The sequence below is a fragment of the Pseudomonas sp. NBRC 111140 genome, assembly GCF_001320885.1.
GTDB lineage: Bacteria > Pseudomonadota > Gammaproteobacteria > Pseudomonadales > Pseudomonadaceae > Aquipseudomonas > Aquipseudomonas putida_P.
This window is the reverse complement of sequence record NZ_BCBQ01000056.1, coordinates 25,712-41,970: the sequence shown is the minus strand read 5'-3', so window position 1 is coordinate 41,970 and position 16,259 is coordinate 25,712. Positions and strand designations below refer to the sequence as shown.

At 59.8% G+C, this 16,259-nt stretch carries 20 protein-coding genes, 1 tRNA gene and 1 pseudogene; 17 read left to right on the top strand and 5 right to left on the bottom strand.

All coding sequences use genetic code 11. From position 1 onward, the window contains the following. From APH42_RS18085 to APH42_RS18060, 6 genes are all read left to right on the top strand, one after another. On the top strand, positions 1-568 hold a 568-nt coding region (locus tag APH42_RS18085), incomplete at its 5' end, for an ATP-binding cassette domain-containing protein (protein WP_156352822.1). Further along, positions 565-1,560, top strand: a complete 996-nt coding sequence (locus APH42_RS18080; protein ID WP_060493924.1) for an ABC transporter permease — start codon at positions 565-567, stop codon at positions 1,558-1,560. The genes APH42_RS18085 and APH42_RS18080, both read left to right, overlap by 4 nt. A 4-nt stretch (positions 1,561-1,564) precedes the next feature. Beyond that, positions 1,565-2,587 carry a LacI family DNA-binding transcriptional regulator gene (locus tag APH42_RS18075; protein ID WP_060493923.1) on the top strand — a complete coding sequence of 341 codons (1,023 nt, stop codon included), beginning with the start codon at positions 1,565-1,567 and terminating at the stop codon, positions 2,585-2,587. A gap of 15 nt (positions 2,588-2,602) precedes the next feature. Further along, positions 2,603-3,511 (top strand): ribokinase, encoded by a 909-nt coding sequence (gene rbsK / locus APH42_RS18070; protein WP_012273100.1) that lies wholly within the window; start codon positions 2,603-2,605, stop codon positions 3,509-3,511. Further along, entirely contained in the window at positions 3,508-3,906 is a 399-nt protein-coding gene (gene rbsD, locus APH42_RS18065) for a D-ribose pyranase (protein ID WP_012273099.1), read from the top strand. Before rbsK ends, rbsD begins: the two co-directional genes overlap by 4 nt. A 56-nt stretch (positions 3,907-3,962) precedes the next feature. Beyond that, positions 3,963-4,964, top strand: a complete 1,002-nt coding sequence (locus APH42_RS18060) for a nucleoside hydrolase (RefSeq protein WP_060493922.1) — start codon at positions 3,963-3,965, stop codon at positions 4,962-4,964. Here the strand turns inward: APH42_RS18060 and APH42_RS18055 are convergent. After that, complete coding sequence (locus APH42_RS18055) at positions 4,936-5,148, bottom strand: hypothetical protein (RefSeq protein ID WP_060493921.1); 213 nt, start codon at positions 5,146-5,148, stop codon at positions 4,936-4,938. The two genes, APH42_RS18060 and APH42_RS18055, sit on opposite strands and share 29 nt — an antisense overlap. A gap of 273 nt (positions 5,149-5,421) precedes the next feature. Between APH42_RS18055 and APH42_RS18050 the strand changes: the two genes are divergently transcribed. After that, a complete protein-coding gene (locus APH42_RS18050; RefSeq protein WP_060493920.1) occupies positions 5,422-5,742 on the top strand; it encodes an I78 family peptidase inhibitor in 321 nt (106 codons plus the stop codon). Positions 5,743-5,866: 124 nt separating this feature from the next. On the opposite strand, the gene APH42_RS18045 is transcribed toward APH42_RS18050, so the two are convergent. Both APH42_RS18045 and APH42_RS18040 read right to left on the bottom strand, forming a co-directional pair. Continuing rightward, positions 5,867-6,079, bottom strand: a complete 213-nt coding sequence (locus tag APH42_RS18045) for a cold-shock protein (protein WP_012273095.1) — start codon at positions 6,077-6,079, stop codon at positions 5,867-5,869. Between the two features lie 163 nt (positions 6,080-6,242). Then, complete coding sequence (locus tag APH42_RS18040; RefSeq protein ID WP_012273094.1) at positions 6,243-6,548, bottom strand: hypothetical protein; 306 nt, start codon at positions 6,546-6,548, stop codon at positions 6,243-6,245. A 337-nt stretch (positions 6,549-6,885) separates the two neighbouring features. Here APH42_RS18040 and thrS point away from each other — a divergent pair, with 337 nt between their 5' ends. The 9 genes from thrS (at position 6,886) to APH42_RS17995 (ending at position 14,361) form a co-directional block, all read left to right on the top strand. Continuing rightward, positions 6,886-8,808: a threonine--tRNA ligase gene (thrS, locus tag APH42_RS18035; protein WP_012273093.1), complete on the top strand. Its 1,923-nt coding sequence runs from the start codon at positions 6,886-6,888 to the stop codon at positions 8,806-8,808. Next, on the top strand, positions 8,808-9,359 hold the full coding sequence (gene infC, locus APH42_RS18030; RefSeq protein WP_012052879.1) for a translation initiation factor IF-3: 552 nt from the start codon (positions 8,808-8,810) through the stop codon (positions 9,357-9,359). Before thrS ends, infC begins: the two co-directional genes overlap by 1 nt. Before the next feature lie 60 nt (positions 9,360-9,419). Beyond that, the gene (gene rpmI / locus APH42_RS18025) at positions 9,420-9,614 is read left to right on the top strand and encodes a 50S ribosomal protein L35 (protein WP_003250667.1); all 195 of its coding nucleotides are present in this window, start codon (positions 9,420-9,422) and stop codon (positions 9,612-9,614) included. A 27-nt stretch (positions 9,615-9,641) separates the two neighbouring features. Then, positions 9,642-9,998, top strand: a complete 357-nt coding sequence (gene rplT, locus APH42_RS18020) for a 50S ribosomal protein L20 (protein WP_003250671.1) — start codon at positions 9,642-9,644, stop codon at positions 9,996-9,998. A 109-nt stretch (positions 9,999-10,107) separates the two neighbouring features. Next, entirely contained in the window at positions 10,108-11,124 is a 1,017-nt protein-coding gene (gene pheS, locus APH42_RS18015; RefSeq protein WP_003250674.1) for a phenylalanine--tRNA ligase subunit alpha, read from the top strand. A 33-nt stretch (positions 11,125-11,157) separates the two neighbouring features. Further along, complete coding sequence (pheT, locus tag APH42_RS18010) at positions 11,158-13,539, top strand: phenylalanine--tRNA ligase subunit beta (RefSeq protein WP_012273092.1); 2,382 nt, start codon at positions 11,158-11,160, stop codon at positions 13,537-13,539. Between the two features lie 4 nt (positions 13,540-13,543). Continuing rightward, complete coding sequence (gene ihfA, locus APH42_RS18005; RefSeq protein ID WP_003250679.1) at positions 13,544-13,846, top strand: integration host factor subunit alpha; 303 nt, start codon at positions 13,544-13,546, stop codon at positions 13,844-13,846. Further along, positions 13,827-14,183 carry a MerR family transcriptional regulator gene (locus APH42_RS18000; RefSeq protein ID WP_003250681.1) on the top strand — a complete coding sequence of 119 codons (357 nt, stop codon included), beginning with the start codon at positions 13,827-13,829 and terminating at the stop codon, positions 14,181-14,183. Before ihfA ends, APH42_RS18000 begins: the two co-directional genes overlap by 20 nt. Before the next feature lie 101 nt (positions 14,184-14,284). Then, positions 14,285-14,361, top strand: a tRNA-Pro gene (locus APH42_RS17995). A gap of 79 nt (positions 14,362-14,440) precedes the next feature. Here APH42_RS17995 and APH42_RS30505 read toward each other — a convergent pair. Together APH42_RS30505 and APH42_RS17990 are read right to left on the bottom strand one after the other, a co-directional pair. Further along, positions 14,441-14,668: pseudogene (locus tag APH42_RS30505) on the bottom strand (integrase); the annotation flags it as partial. 258 nt (positions 14,669-14,926) lie between these two features. Further along, positions 14,927-15,466 (bottom strand): hypothetical protein, encoded by a 540-nt coding sequence (locus tag APH42_RS17990; protein WP_060493919.1) that lies wholly within the window; start codon positions 15,464-15,466, stop codon positions 14,927-14,929. 178 nt (positions 15,467-15,644) lie between these two features. Between APH42_RS17990 and APH42_RS17985 the strand changes: the two genes are divergently transcribed. After that, positions 15,645-16,253, top strand: coding sequence for a hypothetical protein (locus APH42_RS17985; protein ID WP_060493918.1), 609 nt, complete (start codon positions 15,645-15,647; stop codon positions 16,251-16,253). Positions 16,254-16,259 lie beyond the last annotated feature (6 nt).

Genomic DNA, 16,259 nt, shown 5'->3' with positions numbered 1-16,259 from the left:
GGCCGCCGTGCGGGCGGGTATCGCGCTGATTACCGAAGACCGCAAAGGCGAGGGCCTGCTGCTGACGCAGTCGATCAGCGCCAACATCGCCCTGGGTAACCTGGGCGCGGTATCGCGGGCCGGCGTGCTCGATGGCCAGGCAGAGCAAGCCCTGGCCGAACGCCAGATCCAGGCCATGCGCATTCGCAGTGCCGGCGCGCAGCAGGTAGTGGGCGAGCTGTCTGGCGGCAACCAGCAGAAGGTGGTGATCGGCCGCTGGCTGGAGCGCGATTGCCAGGTGCTGCTGTTCGACGAACCTACCCGTGGCATCGATGTGGGCGCCAAGTTCGACATCTATGGCCTGCTGGCCGAACTGGCGCGCCAGGGCAAGGCCCTGGTGGTGGTGTCCAGCGACCTGCGCGAGCTGATGCTGATTTGCGACCGCATCGCTGTGCTGTCCGCCGGCCGCCTGATCGACACCTTCGAGCGTGAGCATTGGACTCAGGATCAGCTGTTGGCCGCCGCCTTTGCCGGATATCAGAAACGTGACGCACTGCTGCACGATGCAGCACCCAGGAAGAATGCATGAAAACCACCCCGCTAGACAGCCAAGGCGCCGCTCCCGTGCGCCGCAGTGGCACGTACTTTGGCTTGGCCACTTACTTGGGCTTGGCTGGCGCCTTGCTGGCGATGATCGTGTTGTTCTCATTCCTCAGCAGCCACTTTTGGTCTTACAGCACCTTCAGCACCCTGGCCAACCAGATCCCGGACCTGATGGTACTGGCGGTGGGCATGACCTTCGTGCTGATCATCGGCGGTATCGACCTGTCGGTGGGCTCGGTGCTGGCGCTGGCTGCCTCCACGGTGAGCGTGGCGATTCTCGGCTGGGGCTGGGGCGTGCTGCCCTCGGCGATGCTGGGCATGGCCGTGGCCGCGCTGGCCGGTAGCATTACCGGGTGCGTCACCGTGGCCTGGCGTATCCCGTCATTCATTGTCTCGCTCGGCGTGCTGGAAATGGCCCGTGGTCTGGCCTACCAGTTCACCGACTCGCGCACCGCCTATATTGGCGATGCCTATGCCTGGTTCTCCAACCCGGTCGCCTTTGGTATTTCGCCAGCGTTCATCATTGCCTTGCTGGTAATCGTGTTGGCCCAGCTGGTGCTGACCCGTACGGTATTCGGCCGCTACCTGATTGGCATTGGCACCAACGAAGAAGCCGTACGCCTCGCCGGTATCGACCCGCGCCCCTACAAAGTGTTGGTGTTCGCCTTGATGGGCCTGCTCGCCGGCCTGGCCGCGCTGTTCCAGATCTCGCGGCTGGAAGCCGCCGACCCCAATGCTGGCTCCGGCCTGGAACTGCAGGTGATTGCCGCTGTAGTGATCGGCGGCACCAGCCTGATGGGCGGGCGTGGCTCGGTTATCAGCACCTTCTTTGGCGTACTGATCATTTCCGTACTGGCCGCCGGGCTGGCGCAGATCGGCGCCAGCGAACCAACCAAACGCATCATCACCGGGGCGGTGATCGTCATCGCCGTGGTGCTCGACACTTACCGTAGCCGGCGTGCAGCCCGGCGGAACTGACAACATGGCAACCATCAAAGATGTCGCGGCGCTGGCGGGTATTTCTTACACCACCGTGTCCCATGTACTGAACAAGACCCGACCCGTCAGCGAACAGGTGCGGTTGAAAGTGGAAGCCGCCATTATCGAACTGGATTATGTGCCCAGTGCGGTGGCCCGCTCACTCAGGGCGCGTAGCACGGCCACCATCGGCCTGCTGGTGCCCAACAGCGTCAACCCGTACTTCGCCGAGCTGGCGCGGGGTATCGAAGACGCCTGCGAACGCAACGGCTATTGTGTGATCCTGTGCAACTCCGACGACAACCCGCAGAAGCAGCGCAGTTACCTGCGCGTGCTGCTGGAAAAACGCATCGACGGCCTGGTGGTAGCCTCGGTGGGCCAGGACAGCGACCTGCTGCAAAGCCTGGCCTGTGTACGCACGCCCATGGTCATCGTCGACCGTGAGCTGGAGGGCGTCGATGCCGACCTGGTGCGTATCGACCACGAGCATGGCGCGTACCTGGCCACCCAGCACCTGCTGGAGCTTGGCCATCGCGACATCGCCTACATCGGCGGCCCTGCCGAAACCGGGGTTACTCAGCTGCGCCTGTGCGGCTTTCGCCGCGCCATGATCGAAGCCGGTGCGCCCCTGCTGGGCAACCGTGTGCTGCACTGCGACTTCACCAGCCCAGGTGGCCATGCGGCGGCAACGCAGGTGCTGGAGGGCAAGCGGCCCACGGCAATTTTTGCCGGCAATGACATGATTGGTTTCGGCGTGCTGCGCGCTGCAGCCGAACGCAATATCAGCGTACCCGGCGAACTGTCGGTGATCGGCTTCGACGACATCGAGCTCAGCCGCTACGTCTACCCGCCGTTGACCACGGTGGGCCAGTCGATTCGCGAGCTGGGCGAAAGTGCCGCTTCACTGTTGCTGACGCGTATCGGTACACCCCGGCAAGGCGCGGCAGAGCAACGCATCATTGCCCCGCGCATCGTCTTGCGTGAGTCCACCGGGCCACGCCCGGACCTGTTCAATGATTACCGCTAACGCTAAGGAAATGTCATGAATGCCAAGGTTGTGGTGGTCGGCAGCCTCAATATGGACCTGGTGGCCCGCGCGCAGCGCCTGCCCAGGGCCGGCGAAACACTCCCCGGCGAAAGCTTTTTCACCGTGCCGGGCGGCAAGGGCGCTAATCAGGCCGTGGCAGTGGCACGGTTGGGCGGTAGCGTGGCGATGATCGGCAATGTGGGGGACGACGATTATGGTCGGCAACTGCACCGGGCATTGTACGTCGAGGGTATCGACTGCCAGGGCGTAAGCACGTGCCCAGGGGTTTCCAGTGGTGTCGCACTGATCACCGTGGATGCCGCCAGCCAGAACTGTATCGTTATCATTCCCGGCGCCAACGGCCTGCTTACGCCACGGTCGGTGCAGCGTTTCGATGCGCTGTTGCAGGCGGCTGAAGTGATCATTTGCCAACTGGAAGTGCCGGCCGAAACCGTGGCCTGGACCCTGGCCAGAGGGCATGAGCTGGGTAAGCAGGTAATCCTGAACCCAGCACCTGCTACCGGTCCCTTGCCGGCGGACTGGTTTGCGCATATCGATTACCTCACCCCTAACGAAAGCGAGGCCGAAGCGTTGACCGGCATGGCGGTGACCGACCAGGAAAGCGCCCGGCGCGCTGGCGAGCGGCTGCTGCAACTGGGGGCGGGGAAAGTGATCATCACCCTGGGTGCGCAAGGGGCCTTGCGGATTACTGCTCAAGGCCACCAGCACTATCCGGCGTCGGTGGTGCAACCGTTGGATACCACCGCTGCCGGCGATACCTTTGTCGGTGGCTTTGCGGCCGGGCTGGTGCGGGGGCTGGAGGAGGGCGAGGCTATTGTGTTTGGCCAGCGTGCCGCCGCATTGTCGGTCACCCGTGCCGGTGCCCAGCCGTCGATTCCTTACCTGGCGGAGCTGACACCATGAAGAAAACCCCATTGCTGAACGTTGCCCTGTCGCGGGTTATTGCCGGCATGGGGCATGGTGACATTCTAGTGATTGGTGATGCCGGGCTGCCGGTGCCGCCGGGCGTGGAGATGATCGACCTGGCCGTTACCCCAGGGTTGCCGGATTTCGCCAGCGTGTTGCGGGCAGTGCTGAGCGAATTGCAGGTAGAGCGGCACGTGCTGGCTGAAGAAATGCAGAAAGTCGTGCCACCAGCGCTGGTCGAAATCGAGCGACTGAAGGGCAAGCTGGGCAAGCGCGAATGGCTGAGCCATGAGAATTTCAAAGTGCTTTCGCGCAGTGCCCGTGCAGTGGTGCGCACAGGTGAATGCCAGCCCTACAGCAACATCGCCCTCATATCCGGCGTCACCTTCTAAGGGCGGGGGGCAAAGCGGCCCCGGAAACCGCCACCCAGGCAACAGGAGTGCCACCCATGCTCAAACCCCTGCTACAAGGAATCGCCTTCATGGCCACTGCTTCCACCCTTCAGGCCGCCCCTATCGACCTGATCATCGACACTGACCCTGGCGCCGATGATGTGGTCGCGCTGTTTCTGGCCATGGCCTCACCCGACGAACTCAACATCCGCGCCATCACTACAGTGGCTGGCAACGTGCGTCTGGAAAAAACCTCGCGCAACGCGCGCCTGGCTCGCGAATGGGCGGGGCGCGAAGATATCCCCGTCTACGCCGGTGCCGGTCGCCCGTTGGTGCGCACACCTATCTATGCTGCCGACGTACACGGCGAAGAAGGCCTCACTGGCGTACCGGTGCACGAGCCGAAAAAGCCCCAGGCCCAGGGCAATGCCGTGCAGTACCTGATCGACACCCTCGGCGCGGCCACACCCCACAGCATCACCGTGGCCATGCTCGGCCCGCAGACCAACCTGGCCCTGGCGTTGATTCAGCGCCCAGACATCGTCAAGGGCATCAAAGAGGTGGTCGTCATGGGCGGTGCCCATTTCAACGGCGGCAACATCACCCCGGCGGCGGAGTTCAACCTTTACGCCGACCCACACGCCGCCGAAGTGGTGTTGGCCAGCGGCGTGCAACTGACCTACTTGCCGCTGGATGTCACCCACAAGCTGCTGACCAGCGACGCCCGCCTGAAGCAACTGGCCGCCGTGAATAACCAGGCCAGCAAACGCGTGGTAGATATCCTCAATGCCTACATCACGCACGACATGGACCTGTACGGCATGCCCGGCGGCCCGGTGCACGACGCCAGCGTCATCGCCTACCTGTTAAAGCCCGAGCTTTTCAGTGGCCGGCGCATTCACATGAGCGTCGACAGCCGCGAAGGCCCAACGTTTGGCCAGACGATTGCCGACTGGTACGGCGTGCTCAAGCAGCCGGCGAATGTGCTGTGGGTGGAGCAGGGCGATGCCCAGGGGCTGTTCGATCTGCTCAGCGCCCGGTTGGTACGATTGGAATAACCGGGTGCGGCGCGTAACGCTCAAGCACTTGCTCGATGAAGCCGCGCGCGGCTTCAGCGCCGCGATCGCGCACCAGCAGGTCGATGCCAATCAACAGCAGCTCCTCTGGTGTGCCGGGGCTGTACGCGCTCTGGCCCTCGGCCCATTTGACCTTGATATCGGCATCGATGCTGTGGGTGCTCATGAAAAGCTCTCGCTTGGGGCCCGGAACGAAGGGGAACACCTGACCCTGGTGTTCGATGGAGGCGGGATGCGCTCCACTTCTTGCAGCAAATCATGGCTTTGCGCCAGTGATCGTGCGAGCTAAGCATATGGCAAACGCAGTGGGTTGTGCAAAATCCGGTCACGATTGCTTTTCGCCTCGCTGCTGCAGTTCAGGCAGACTTGGCCGGTTTTGCAACAAATGATGAGTGGAGCTGTCGGATCAGGCAGTTCCCAGACCGATTTAGGAGGCTTCATGTTCCGTACCCGTGCTTACCTGGCAACCCTGGCGGTGGCTGCTGTCCTGGCTGGTTGCAGCACTGGTGACAACGCTGGTGGTGGTGCTGCGCCGGCCACGCCAGCAGGCAACGACGGCCGTTGCGAAGCCAGCGGCGCTGACTTTGCCATTGGCAAGCCAGCCAGCGCCGAATTGTTGGAGCAGGCGCGCAAGGCCAGCGGCTCGCAAATGGCGCGTATTCTCAAACCGCACGACGTGGTTACCCTGGAGTACCGCTCCGAGCGCTTGAACCTGAATGTGGACGAGCAGGGCAACGTGACCCGCGTCAACTGCGGTTGATGCAGGGCTGAGGGGCCATCAGGCCCCCGAAACATGGCGTGCCCGCATAGGCCATTTCACTCAGCCCATGCAAACGCCCATAAAAAAACCCGCCATAAGGGCGGGTTTTTTTACAGCTTCCGAATTACTCCGGACGAACCTGTGCAGCCTGCATGCCCTTCTGACCGCGCTCGGCGACGAAGGAAACAGTTTGGCCTTCTTTCAGGCTCTTGAAGCCGTCAGATTCGATGGCCTTGAAGTGAACGAACAGGTCGTCGCCGCCGCCTTGTGGGGTGATGAAGCCGAAGCCTTTCTCATCATTGAACCATTTGACGGTGCCGGTTTGGCGATTGGACATGGGATGAATCTCCAGAAACTTGAAATTTTTCGAAGTGCCATAGACGCCTGAGCTGTCTGGCACAGATGACATCATAGTCTAATTCTGCGGATGTAGCGCCTTTTACCTTCATCGGATGTTGATTCAAGGCAAAGAATCGCTCGCCAACCTTGGCTTTAAGGTTTCAGCTTTTCGGTTTACAAGCCTGCTGAACGACCGTCTGGGCCTTCTGCATCAGCTTGGCGTCCACGCCATCCTGGCTGTCCAGGTCGGCAATCTCGGCATCGGTAAAATTCTTTTTGATGGCTTGCGCGCCACAGTCGCAGTGCTTTTTCGCAGTGGCAGCGTCAACACCCTGGCCGCTGGCCACCTGCGTGCACTGGGTCATGTAGCCGGCCTCCTTCCCAGGTGGGAAGTTGCCGGCGTTCGCAGCCACGGGCAGCAGCAGGGCGCCAGCGGCCGCCAGGGCCAGAAGAGACGGAACTCGCATAACCAGTTACTCCTTGGGTTAAGGTCTCATCAAGAGTAGGTTGCTTCCCAAGGTCTGATAGGCATTTTTTCCTGATAGTTCACCGCTGCGGTGCAATTTCCAAATATTTCTGCCTGGGGTGCAACCCGCGTGCTAGCATGCTCGGCTTGTGGTCGCGTTGTTGCCGGCTACAGCTATCTTTTTTCTTTCCAGTCACTCTGGTTCGTCCCTGACAAGTCGAAAGGCTTCTGCCACTGTGAGGCAGGCTTTCTTTAAAGAAAGGCAGGTCGGATCTTGTACTGGCTCATCCCAACCCACGTGACCTTTGGTAGGGGTCACCACTAGGAGAGGAGGCGCCATGCCCGTTATTACTCTTCCCGATGGCAGTCAACGTTCGTTTGATCACGCCGTATCCGTAGCCGACGTAGCCGCTTCCATCGGCGCGGGCCTTGCCAAGGCTACCGTGGCCGGCAAGGTCGACGGCAAACTGGTCGATGCTTGCGACCTGATCAGCAACGACGCCACCCTGCAGATCATTACCCCTAAAGATGAAGAGGGACTGGAGATCATCCGTCACTCGTGCGCCCACTTGGTTGGCCACGCCGTGAAGCAGCTGTACCCGACCGCCAAGATGGTGATCGGCCCGGTGATCGACGAAGGCTTCTATTACGACATCGCCTACGAGCGCCCCTTCACCCCTGAAGACATGGCCGCTATCGAAAAGCGCATGATGGAGCTGATCGAGAAAGACTACGACGTGGTCAAGAAGATGACCCCGCGTGCCGAAGTGATCGATGTGTTCAAGGCCCGTGGCGAAGACTACAAGCTGCGCCTGGTCGAAGACATGCCGGATGAGCAGGCCATGGGCCTGTACTACCACGAAGAATACGTCGACATGTGCCGTGGCCCGCACGTGCCGAACACTCGCTTCCTCAAGGCATTCAAGCTGACCAAGCTGTCCGGCGCGTACTGGCGCGGCGATGCCAAGAACGAGCAGCTGCAGCGCGTGTATGGCACCGCCTGGGCTGACAAGAAGCAGTTGGCCGCTTACATCCAGCGCATCGAAGAAGCCGAAAAGCGCGACCACCGCAAGATCGGCAAGCAGCTCGACCTGTTCCACCTGCAGGAAGAGGCCCCAGGCATGGTGTTCTGGCACGCCAACGGCTGGACCGTCTACCAGGTACTCGAGCAGTACATGCGTGGCGTGCAGCGTGAAAACGGCTACCAGGAAATCAAGACCCCGCAAGTTGTCGACCGTATCCTCTGGGAGCGCTCCGGCCACTGGTCCAACTACGCCGAGAACATGTTCACCACGTCGTCGGAAAGCCGTGACTACGCGGTAAAACCGATGAACTGCCCGTGCCACGTGCAGGTGTTCAACCAGGGCCTGAAAAGCTACCGTGACCTGCCGCTGCGCCTGGCCGAGTTCGGTGCCTGCCACCGTAACGAGCCGTCTGGCGCCCTGCACGGCATCATGCGCGTGCGTGGCTTCGTACAGGACGACGCGCACATCTTCTGCACCGAAGAGCAGGTGAAGAAAGAAGCTGCCGACTTCATCAAGCTGACCCTGGACGTGTACAAGGACTTCGGCTTCAGCGACATCGCCATGAAGCTGTCCACCCGTCCGGCCAAGCGTGTAGGTTCTGAAGAGTTGTGGGACCGTGCCGAAACGGCGCTGGCCGACGCCCTGAACGAATCGGGCCTTGAGTGGGAATACCAGCCAGGCGAGGGCGCCTTCTACGGCCCGAAAATCGAGTTCACCCTGCGCGACTGCCTCGGCCGTAACTGGCAGTGCGGTACCCTGCAGTACGACCCGAACCTGCCAGAACGCCTGGATGCCAGCTATATCGCCGAAGATAACAGCCGTGTTCGCCCGGTCATGCTGCACCGCGCCATTCTCGGTTCGTTCGAACGCTTCATCGGCATGCTGATCGAACACTACGCTGGCGTATTCCCGGCGTGGCTGGCCCCGACCCAGGCGGTGATCATGAATATCACCGACAAGCAGGCCGATTTCGCCCTCGAGGTAGAGAAATCTCTGAACGGTAGCGGTTTCCGTGCCAAGTCGGACTTGAGAAATGAGAAGATCGGCTTTAAAATCCGCGAGCATACTTTGCTCAAGGTCCCGTACCTTTTGGTTATAGGGGACCGCGAAGTCGAAACGCAAACCGTCGCTGTGCGTACTCGCGAAGGCGCAGACCTGGGCTCCATGCCCGTCGCCCAATTCGCTGAGTTGCTGACACAAGCGGTTTCCCGGCGTGGTCGCCAAGAATCGGAGTAATGACTATTAAGCGTGAAATGAGAAACGATAAGCGTGCTGTACCGAAGGCCCCGATCAACGAGAATATCTCGGCCCGCGAGGTTCGGTTAATTGGCGCAGACGGCGAGCAGGTTGGCATCGTCTCGATTGATGAAGCGCTGCGTATCGCTGATGAAGCGAAGCTGGATCTGGTAGAAATTTCTGCAGACGCGGTACCACCGGTCTGCAAGGTCATGGACTACGGCAAGCACCTCTTCGAGAAGAAGAAGCAGGCTAACGAAGCCAAGAAAAACCAGAAGCAGATCCAGATCAAAGAAATCAAGTTTCGTCCAGGGACGGAGGATGGGGATTACCAGGTAAAACTACGCAACCTGGTACGTTTCCTTACCGATGGGGACAAGGCCAAGATCTCTCTGAGATTCCGTGGTCGTGAGATGGCCCACCAGGAGCTGGGCATGGAGCTGTTGAAGCGGGTCGAAGCCGACCTCGCCGAATACGGCACCGTTGAGCAGCATCCTAAGATGGAAGGACGCCAGCTTATGATGGTCATCGCCCCCAAGAAAAAGAAGTAATCTCCCGGGCACGGCAGGCCTGATGATTATGTGTAATTTTATCGAATGCGGAGTTCCAACATGCCAAAAATGAAAACCAAAAGCGGTGCTGCGAAGCGCTTCCTGAAGACAGCTTCGGGCTTCAAGCACAAGCACGCTTTCAAGAGCCACATCCTGACCAAAATGTCGACCAAGCGTAAGCGTCAACTGCGCGGTGCCAGCTTGCTGCACCCGTCCGACGTAGCAAAAGTCGAGCGCATGCTGCGCGTTCGTTAATTCTGGTTAAGATAGAGGAAGTTACTCATGGCTCGTGTTAAGCGCGGCGTTATCGCTCGTAAGCGTCACAAAAAAATTCTGAAACTGGCTAAAGGTTACTACGGTGCACGTTCGCGCGTATTCCGTGTAGCCAAGCAAGCGGTCATCAAGGCAGGCCAATACGCCTACCGCGACCGTCGCCAGAAGAAGCGTCAGTTCCGCGCACTGTGGATCGCTCGTATCAACGCCGGTGCCCGCACCAACGGTCTGTCCTACAGCCGTCTGATTGCTGGCCTGAAAAAGGCTTCGATCGAAATCGACCGTAAGGTTCTGGCTGATCTGGCAGTGAACGAAAAAGCGGCGTTTGCTGCGATTGTCGAGAAAGCTAAAGCCGTTCTGGCTTAAGTACCCGCGACAATCACCCGGCGGCGCTAGCGCTGTCGGGCATTGAACGTCATCGATAGGGGAAGAGCCTTCAAAGCTCTTCCCCTATTTTCGTATCTGGAGTCTGTACATGGAAAACCTGGATGCGCTGGTCTCCCAAGCCCTAGAGGCCGTGGAACGCGCTGAAGACATCAACGCCCTGGAACAGATCCGGGTTAATTATCTCGGCAAGAAGGGCGAGCTGACCCAGGTGATGAAGACCCTGGGCAACCTGCCAGCCGAAGAGCGGCCGAAAGTTGGCGCGCTGATCAACGACGCCAAAGAGCGCGTTACCGTTGTGCTCAATGCCCGCAAGGCCGCCTTTGAAGAAGCCGAGCTCAGCGCTCGCCTGGCTGCCGAGTGCATTGACGTTACCCTGCCAGGCCGCGGCCAGGCCACCGGTGGCCTGCACCCGATCACCCGTACACTCGAGCGCATCGAGCAGTTCTTCACCCACATCGGCTACGGCATCGCTGAAGGCCCAGAGGTCGAAGACGACTACCATAACTTCGAAGCGCTCAACATCCCTGGCCACCACCCGGCCCGGGCGATGCACGACACCTTCTACTTCAATGCCAACATGCTGCTGCGTACCCACACTTCGCCGGTGCAGGTGCGGACCATGGAGTCCACTCAGCCGCCAATCCGCATTGTTTGCCCTGGCCGCGTATACCGCTGCGACTCGGATATCACCCACTCGCCGATGTTCCACCAGGTCGAAGGCCTGCTGATCGATCGCGACATCAACTTCGCCGACCTCAAGGGCACCATCGAAGAATTCCTGCGCGTGTTCTTCGAAAAAGAACTGGCGGTACGTTTCCGCCCATCGTTCTTCCCCTTCACCGAGCCGTCCGCTGAAGTCGACATCCAGTGCGTGATGTGTTCCGGCAATGGTTGCCGCGTGTGCAAGCAAACCGGCTGGCTCGAAGTGATGGGCTGCGGCATGGTGCACCCGAACGTGCTGCGCATGTCCGGCATCGACCCTGAAGAGTTCCAGGGCTTCGCCTTCGGCATGGGCGCCGAGCGCCTGGCCATGCTGCGCTATGGCGTCAACGATTTGCGTCTGTTCTTCGACAACGACCTGCGCTTCCTCGCGCAATTCCGCTAGGTCAATGCCCGACGCAACTTTCAGGAGAACAGCATGAAATTCAGTGAACAGTGGCTGCGCGGTTGGGTAAACCCGCAAGTCTCCCGTGACGAACTGGTCGCCCGCCTGTCCATGGCCGGCCTCGAAGTCGACAGCGTTACCCCCGCTGCCGGCCAGTTCAGCGGCATCGTCGTGGGCGAAATCCTCGCCACCGAACAACACCCGGACGCCGACAAGCTGCGCGTGTGTCAGGTGACCAACGGCCAGGAAACTTTCCAGGTCGTGTGCGGCGCGCCTAACGCCCGCCCAGGCATCAAAATCCCGTTCGCCATGATCGGCGCCGAGCTGTCTGGCGACTTCAAGATCAAAAAGGCCAAGCTGCGCGGCGTCGAGTCTTTCGGCATGCTGTGCTCGGCTGCCGAGCTGGAAATCAGCGAAGAGAACGATGGCCTGCTGGAATTGGCGGCTGACGCCCCGGTTGGCGAAGACATTCGCAAGTACCTGAGCCTGGACGATGCCAGCATCGAAATCGGCCTGACCCCCAACCGTGGCGACTGCCTGTCCATCGCGGGCTTGGCCCGCGACGTCAGCGCCCTGTACGACACCCCGGTCACTCGTCCGGTCGTGCCAGCCGTAGCGGCGGCCCACGACGAAGTGCGCCCGGTCGAAGTCAGTGCCCCGGCTGCCTGCCCACGCTACCTGGGCCGCGTTATCCGTAACGTCGACCTCAGCAAGCCAACCCCACTGTGGATGGTCGAGCGCCTGCGCCGCAGCGACGTGCGCAGCATCGACGCCGCCGTCGACATCACCAACTACGTGATGCTTGAACTTGGCCAGCCGATGCACGCCTTCGACCTGGCGGAAATCAACGGCGGCATCCGCGTGCGCATGGCTGAAGAGGGCGAAAAGCTCGTCCTGCTCGACGGCCAGGAAGTGGCCCTGCGTGCCGATACCCTGGTGATCGCCGACCACACCCGCGCCCTGGCCATCGCCGGCGTCATGGGTGGCGAGCACAGCGGTGTGAATACCGAAAAAACCCGCGACCTGTTCCTGGAAAGCGCGTTCTTCGAGCCGATTTCCGTCGCCGGTAAAGCCCGCTCCTACGGCCTGCACACCGATGCCTCGCACCGCTATGAACGCGGCGTCGACTCGCAGCTGGCCCGCGAAGCCATGGAGCGCGCCACTCAGCTGCTGCTGGACATCGTTGGTGGCGAAGCCGGCCCGATCGTCGAAGCCGTCAGCGAACAGCACCTGCCGCAAGTGGCCCCTGTCACCCTGCGCGCCGAACGCATCACCCAGATGCTCGGCATGGAAATGGACCCAGCCCAGGTCGAGCAACTGCTCAACGCCCTGGAACTGACCACCACTCGCAACGGGGAAGGGCAGTGGACCGTCAACGTCCCGAGCCATCGCTTCGACATCAGCCTGGAAGTCGACCTGATCGAAGAACTGGCCCGCCTGTACGGCTACAACAACCTGCCGGTTCGCTACCCGCAAGCCCGCCTGGCCCCCCAGGGCAAGCCAGAGACTCGCGGTGACCTGCCGACCCTGCGTCGTCTGCTGGTTGCCCGCGGCTACCAGGAAGCCATCACCTACAGCTTCATCGACCCGAAACTGTTCGAACTGTTCAGCCCGGGCGTAGAGCCGCTGCTGTTGGCCAACCCCATCTCCAGCGACATGGCCGCCATGCGCGCGTCCCTGTGGCCGGGCCTGGTCAAGGCGCTGCAACACAACCTGAACCGCCAGCAAGACCGCGTGCGCCTGTTCGAAAGCGGCCTGCGCTTTGTCGGCCAGCTCGGTGACCTGCAGCAGCAGCCGATGATTGCCGGCGTAATCACTGGCAGCCGCCTGCCAGAAGGCTGGGCCAACGGCCGCGACGGCGTCGACTTCTTCGACGTCAAAGCCGACGTGGAAGCCCTGCTGGGCTACTCCGGTGCCCTGAGCGACTTCACCTTCAGCGCCGGCAAGCACCCAGCCCTGCACCCAGGCCAGACCGCCGCCATCGAGCGTGACGGCAAACTGGTCGGCTACCTCGGCGCCATCCACCCAGAGCTGGCCAAGGCCCTGGACCTGGACCGCCCGGTATTCCTGTTCGAGCTGGTGCTGGGCGACGTGGTCGAAGGCCGCCTGCCGAAGTTCAGCGAGCTGTCCAAGTTCCCGGAAACCCGTCGCGACCTGGCCTTGATCGCAGGGCGTGATGTAGCTTCTAGCGCGGTGCTTGAATTAATTCGTGACAATGCAGGCGAATGGCTCACAGACCTCAGGCTGTTTGATGTCTACCAAGGTAAAGGCATTGATCCTGATAGAAAAAGCCTTGCCGTCGGCTTGACCTGGCAGCATCCATCGCGCACTCTTAACGACGATGAGGTGAACACTACCCTGCAAAACATCCTCACCTCGCTCGAACAAAGGTTGAACACCACGTTAAGGAAATAACGGCATGGGTGCTCTGACGAAAGCTGAGATGGCCGAAAGGCTGTACGAGGAGCTGGGGCTTAACAAGCGTGAGGCCAAGGAATTGGTCGAGCTGTTTTTCGAAGAAATTCGGCACGCACTTGAAGAGAACGAGCAGGTGAAGCTGTCCGGTTTCGGCAACTTCGACCTTCGCGACAAACGCCAGCGGCCGGGCCGCAACCCCAAGACAGGGGAAGAGATCCCGATCACTGCACGGCGCGTCGTCACCTTTCGTCCAGGGCAGAAGTTGAAGGCCCGGGTTGAGGCCTATGCTGGAACCAAGCCATAACGACGAACTGCCCCCCATACCGGGCAAGCGCTACTTCACCATTGGTGAAGTGAGTGAGCTTTGTGCGGTTAAGCCGCACGTGCTGCGGTATTGGGAGCAGGAGTTCGACCAGCTTAACCCTGTGAAGCGGCGGGGCAACCGGCGGTATTACCAGCGCCAGGATGTGCTGATGATCCGCCAGATTCGTGCGCTGCTTTATGACCAGGGGTTCACCATTGGCGGGGCCCGGTTGAGGCTCTCCAGTGATGAGGCTAAGGATGAATCCAGCCAATACAAGCAACTGATTCGTCAGATGATTGTTGAGTTGGAGGATGTGTTGGTAGTGTTGAAGAAATGAGCTTGTTTGCTGGTAAGTGAAAATTCTTTGAGAAAAAGCTTTCATTTATCAGGAGGTTAGGGTAGATTCTTCATCGTTCTCAGCAGTATCGAGAATAGAGTCGGGGCGTAGCGCAGCCCGGTAGCGCACTTGCATGGGGTGCAAGGGGTCGAGTGTTCGAATCACTCCGTCCCGACCAATAATCCCAATGGGAAAGGCCAATGTTCCGAGCATTGGCCTTTTTCATTTGCGTGACTTTTGCGTGACTTCTCCGTTTTTCATGCCTTCCTCCTGGTCAGCATCGTGAGTACCGGCCCGCGCGAGTCGGTGGCCAATACCTTGTTTGCTGCATCAATCTTCTGACCAATCTCCGCTCCGGAGTAATGACGGGTCACGCTTCCGCTCTTGTGGCCAAGTAGCGACTTCCGATCTTCCAAACTCACAGCTGCTGCTTTCAGTCTACGTCCGAATGTATGCTTCAGGTCGTGAACCTTGATGGAAGCGAACCGGGTATTTCTTTCCGGCTTCGACCATGAACGCCGCAAGGTCGTGATGCCTTTGCTCATAGCGATGAAGGTGTCGCTGGTAGCGCTCTGAACCTCTAGCGGATACTTTTCTTCAGTATGACTTCGTCCTTGCCGCTAAAGCGGCTGACTTTGAAGGAGGAGGAGATGTTTAAATGAAAGGAAGGTTCTGCCAGCACATAGTTTGCGCCGAGCTCGAAATGATGAGGCTACAGGCGTAGCCTCGAATAAAGTGGGACGTTAGCGGAATACGCCGGACTCTTCTGCGCTTTCGAGCCTGTCTTCTCGAGGGTTCTTTTCAAAGCGCGCTACTTTTTTGTATATAAGGCGATCCTTTTCGTCGCTCTCCTTTGCGTCGTTGAAAACTTCAAGAGTATTGTCGTCAATGATTTTCACGTGCATTGACCCGGCGCTTTCATCGTCCCAGAGCTCCACGTACCCGACGCGCCCGCTTTGTCGCGCGTAAAGCTCATATGGAGCAGCTCGAACTTGCTCTTTGTCATAAATAAATCGCTGCATTCCGAAGTACAAGCCGTTGACGGCTCGATCACTGGTGACATTCGGTATGGGGTTCGGGATTGAAGTAATAATGAAGCCAGCCCCATTGTCAGCGGCCCACTTGTAACCCTCCATCACTTTCTCAAGGGCTTTAATTTGAGCGCCATATTCCCTGCTAGATCTATCCTGCGGTAGCTCCTGATACTGAAAATCCAGCCGGGCGAAAGCAGTGCTCGAGACGCCAAGGAGGCAGCTGAGCGCGATGGCAACTTTCAACGTCATTCCATTTTCCCCTGTTATTTGCGGCTGCATCAATGCGATGGCTTATTACCATTTTTGCTTGCTGAGGGGCCTTTTTCAATGCTTGACCACCCCGCCCATGTAGGCAGGGCTTAGCATACTTGGTCGCCATATCGTGGCAGTGGATAGAGGGGAGAGGGGTTACAGCGTAGGAGTACGGATGTGCTCCTTTCTGGGGTTTGCGCTGTGGCGCGAGGGGCTTGAGTTCCCTGACAACATTGGCAATTTGCCGATGGCGGAAATTACCCGCGAACAGTTCGAGCAGCGTTTCTACCATCGAGCGCTTGCCGGGCGTACACACGATGGCCTGCGCAATTACACCCATCAACTCGACGACTACCGTGATGGAGGTTCGCAGGCAGACGACGGAAAAGAGGCTTACGAGGCCATGATTGCCCCGGTGTTCGCCCTGACCTTGTCGTTGCTAGGGGCGCTGGTGCATATCGCCAAGAGCGCGTTGCTGGGTGTGCAGTTGAAGAGTGGTTGGCGCTTCAGGAGCCCTTTGTTCAAGGCATGTGCCATTGTAGCCGTGGTGCTGTTGGTACTGGCGCTGGGCAGGACTTTCATCAGTACCAGCCTGACGTCTCACCCCACTTACCAGGCCTGGACTGGCACTGCTGGCGAGCAGGGCAGCGGCACGCTGATGCTGGACACTATGATCAGGATGCAGACGCTTGCCTATCCGGTATTCAAAGTGCCCCTATCGATGATGGGTTACGTAGCCGCTGCGGCCAAGGATTGGAAGCGGCAGGCACCTGCTGTTCAGTAGTTTCTG

What these genes read in the sequence shown, in the direction of transcription:
- APH42_RS18045 (WP_012273095.1), bottom strand. Translation starts at nt 6,079, where the DNA reads ATGTCCAATCGCCAAACCGGCACCGTCAAATGGTTCAATGATGAGAAA.
- APH42_RS18080 (WP_060493924.1), top strand. Translation starts at nt 565, where the DNA reads ATGAAAACCACCCCGCTAGACAGCCAAGGCGCCGCTCCCGTGCGCCGC.
- rplT (WP_003250671.1), top strand. Translation starts at nt 9,642, where the DNA reads ATGGCTCGTGTTAAGCGCGGCGTTATCGCTCGTAAGCGTCACAAAAAA.
- pheS (WP_003250674.1), top strand. Translation starts at nt 10,108, where the DNA reads ATGGAAAACCTGGATGCGCTGGTCTCCCAAGCCCTAGAGGCCGTGGAA.
- APH42_RS18050 (WP_060493920.1), top strand. Translation starts at nt 5,422, where the DNA reads ATGTTCCGTACCCGTGCTTACCTGGCAACCCTGGCGGTGGCTGCTGTC.
- APH42_RS18040 (WP_012273094.1), bottom strand. Translation starts at nt 6,548, where the DNA reads ATGCGAGTTCCGTCTCTTCTGGCCCTGGCGGCCGCTGGCGCCCTGCTG.
- ihfA (WP_003250679.1), top strand. Translation starts at nt 13,544, where the DNA reads ATGGGTGCTCTGACGAAAGCTGAGATGGCCGAAAGGCTGTACGAGGAG.
- APH42_RS18055 (WP_060493921.1), bottom strand. Translation starts at nt 5,148, where the DNA reads ATGAGCACCCACAGCATCGATGCCGATATCAAGGTCAAATGGGCCGAG.
- rpmI (WP_003250667.1), top strand. Translation starts at nt 9,420, where the DNA reads ATGCCAAAAATGAAAACCAAAAGCGGTGCTGCGAAGCGCTTCCTGAAG.
- APH42_RS17985 (WP_060493918.1), top strand. Translation starts at nt 15,645, where the DNA reads ATGTGCTCCTTTCTGGGGTTTGCGCTGTGGCGCGAGGGGCTTGAGTTC.
- thrS (WP_012273093.1), top strand. Translation starts at nt 6,886, where the DNA reads ATGCCCGTTATTACTCTTCCCGATGGCAGTCAACGTTCGTTTGATCAC.
- pheT (WP_012273092.1), top strand. Translation starts at nt 11,158, where the DNA reads ATGAAATTCAGTGAACAGTGGCTGCGCGGTTGGGTAAACCCGCAAGTC.
- rbsD (WP_012273099.1), top strand. Translation starts at nt 3,508, where the DNA reads ATGAAGAAAACCCCATTGCTGAACGTTGCCCTGTCGCGGGTTATTGCC.
- APH42_RS18000 (WP_003250681.1), top strand. Translation starts at nt 13,827, where the DNA reads ATGCTGGAACCAAGCCATAACGACGAACTGCCCCCCATACCGGGCAAG.
- APH42_RS17990 (WP_060493919.1), bottom strand. Translation starts at nt 15,466, where the DNA reads ATGACGTTGAAAGTTGCCATCGCGCTCAGCTGCCTCCTTGGCGTCTCG.
- infC (WP_012052879.1), top strand. Translation starts at nt 8,808, where the DNA reads ATGACTATTAAGCGTGAAATGAGAAACGATAAGCGTGCTGTACCGAAG.
- APH42_RS18060 (WP_060493922.1), top strand. Translation starts at nt 3,963, where the DNA reads ATGCTCAAACCCCTGCTACAAGGAATCGCCTTCATGGCCACTGCTTCC.
- APH42_RS18075 (WP_060493923.1), top strand. Translation starts at nt 1,565, where the DNA reads ATGGCAACCATCAAAGATGTCGCGGCGCTGGCGGGTATTTCTTACACC.
- rbsK (WP_012273100.1), top strand. Translation starts at nt 2,603, where the DNA reads ATGAATGCCAAGGTTGTGGTGGTCGGCAGCCTCAATATGGACCTGGTG.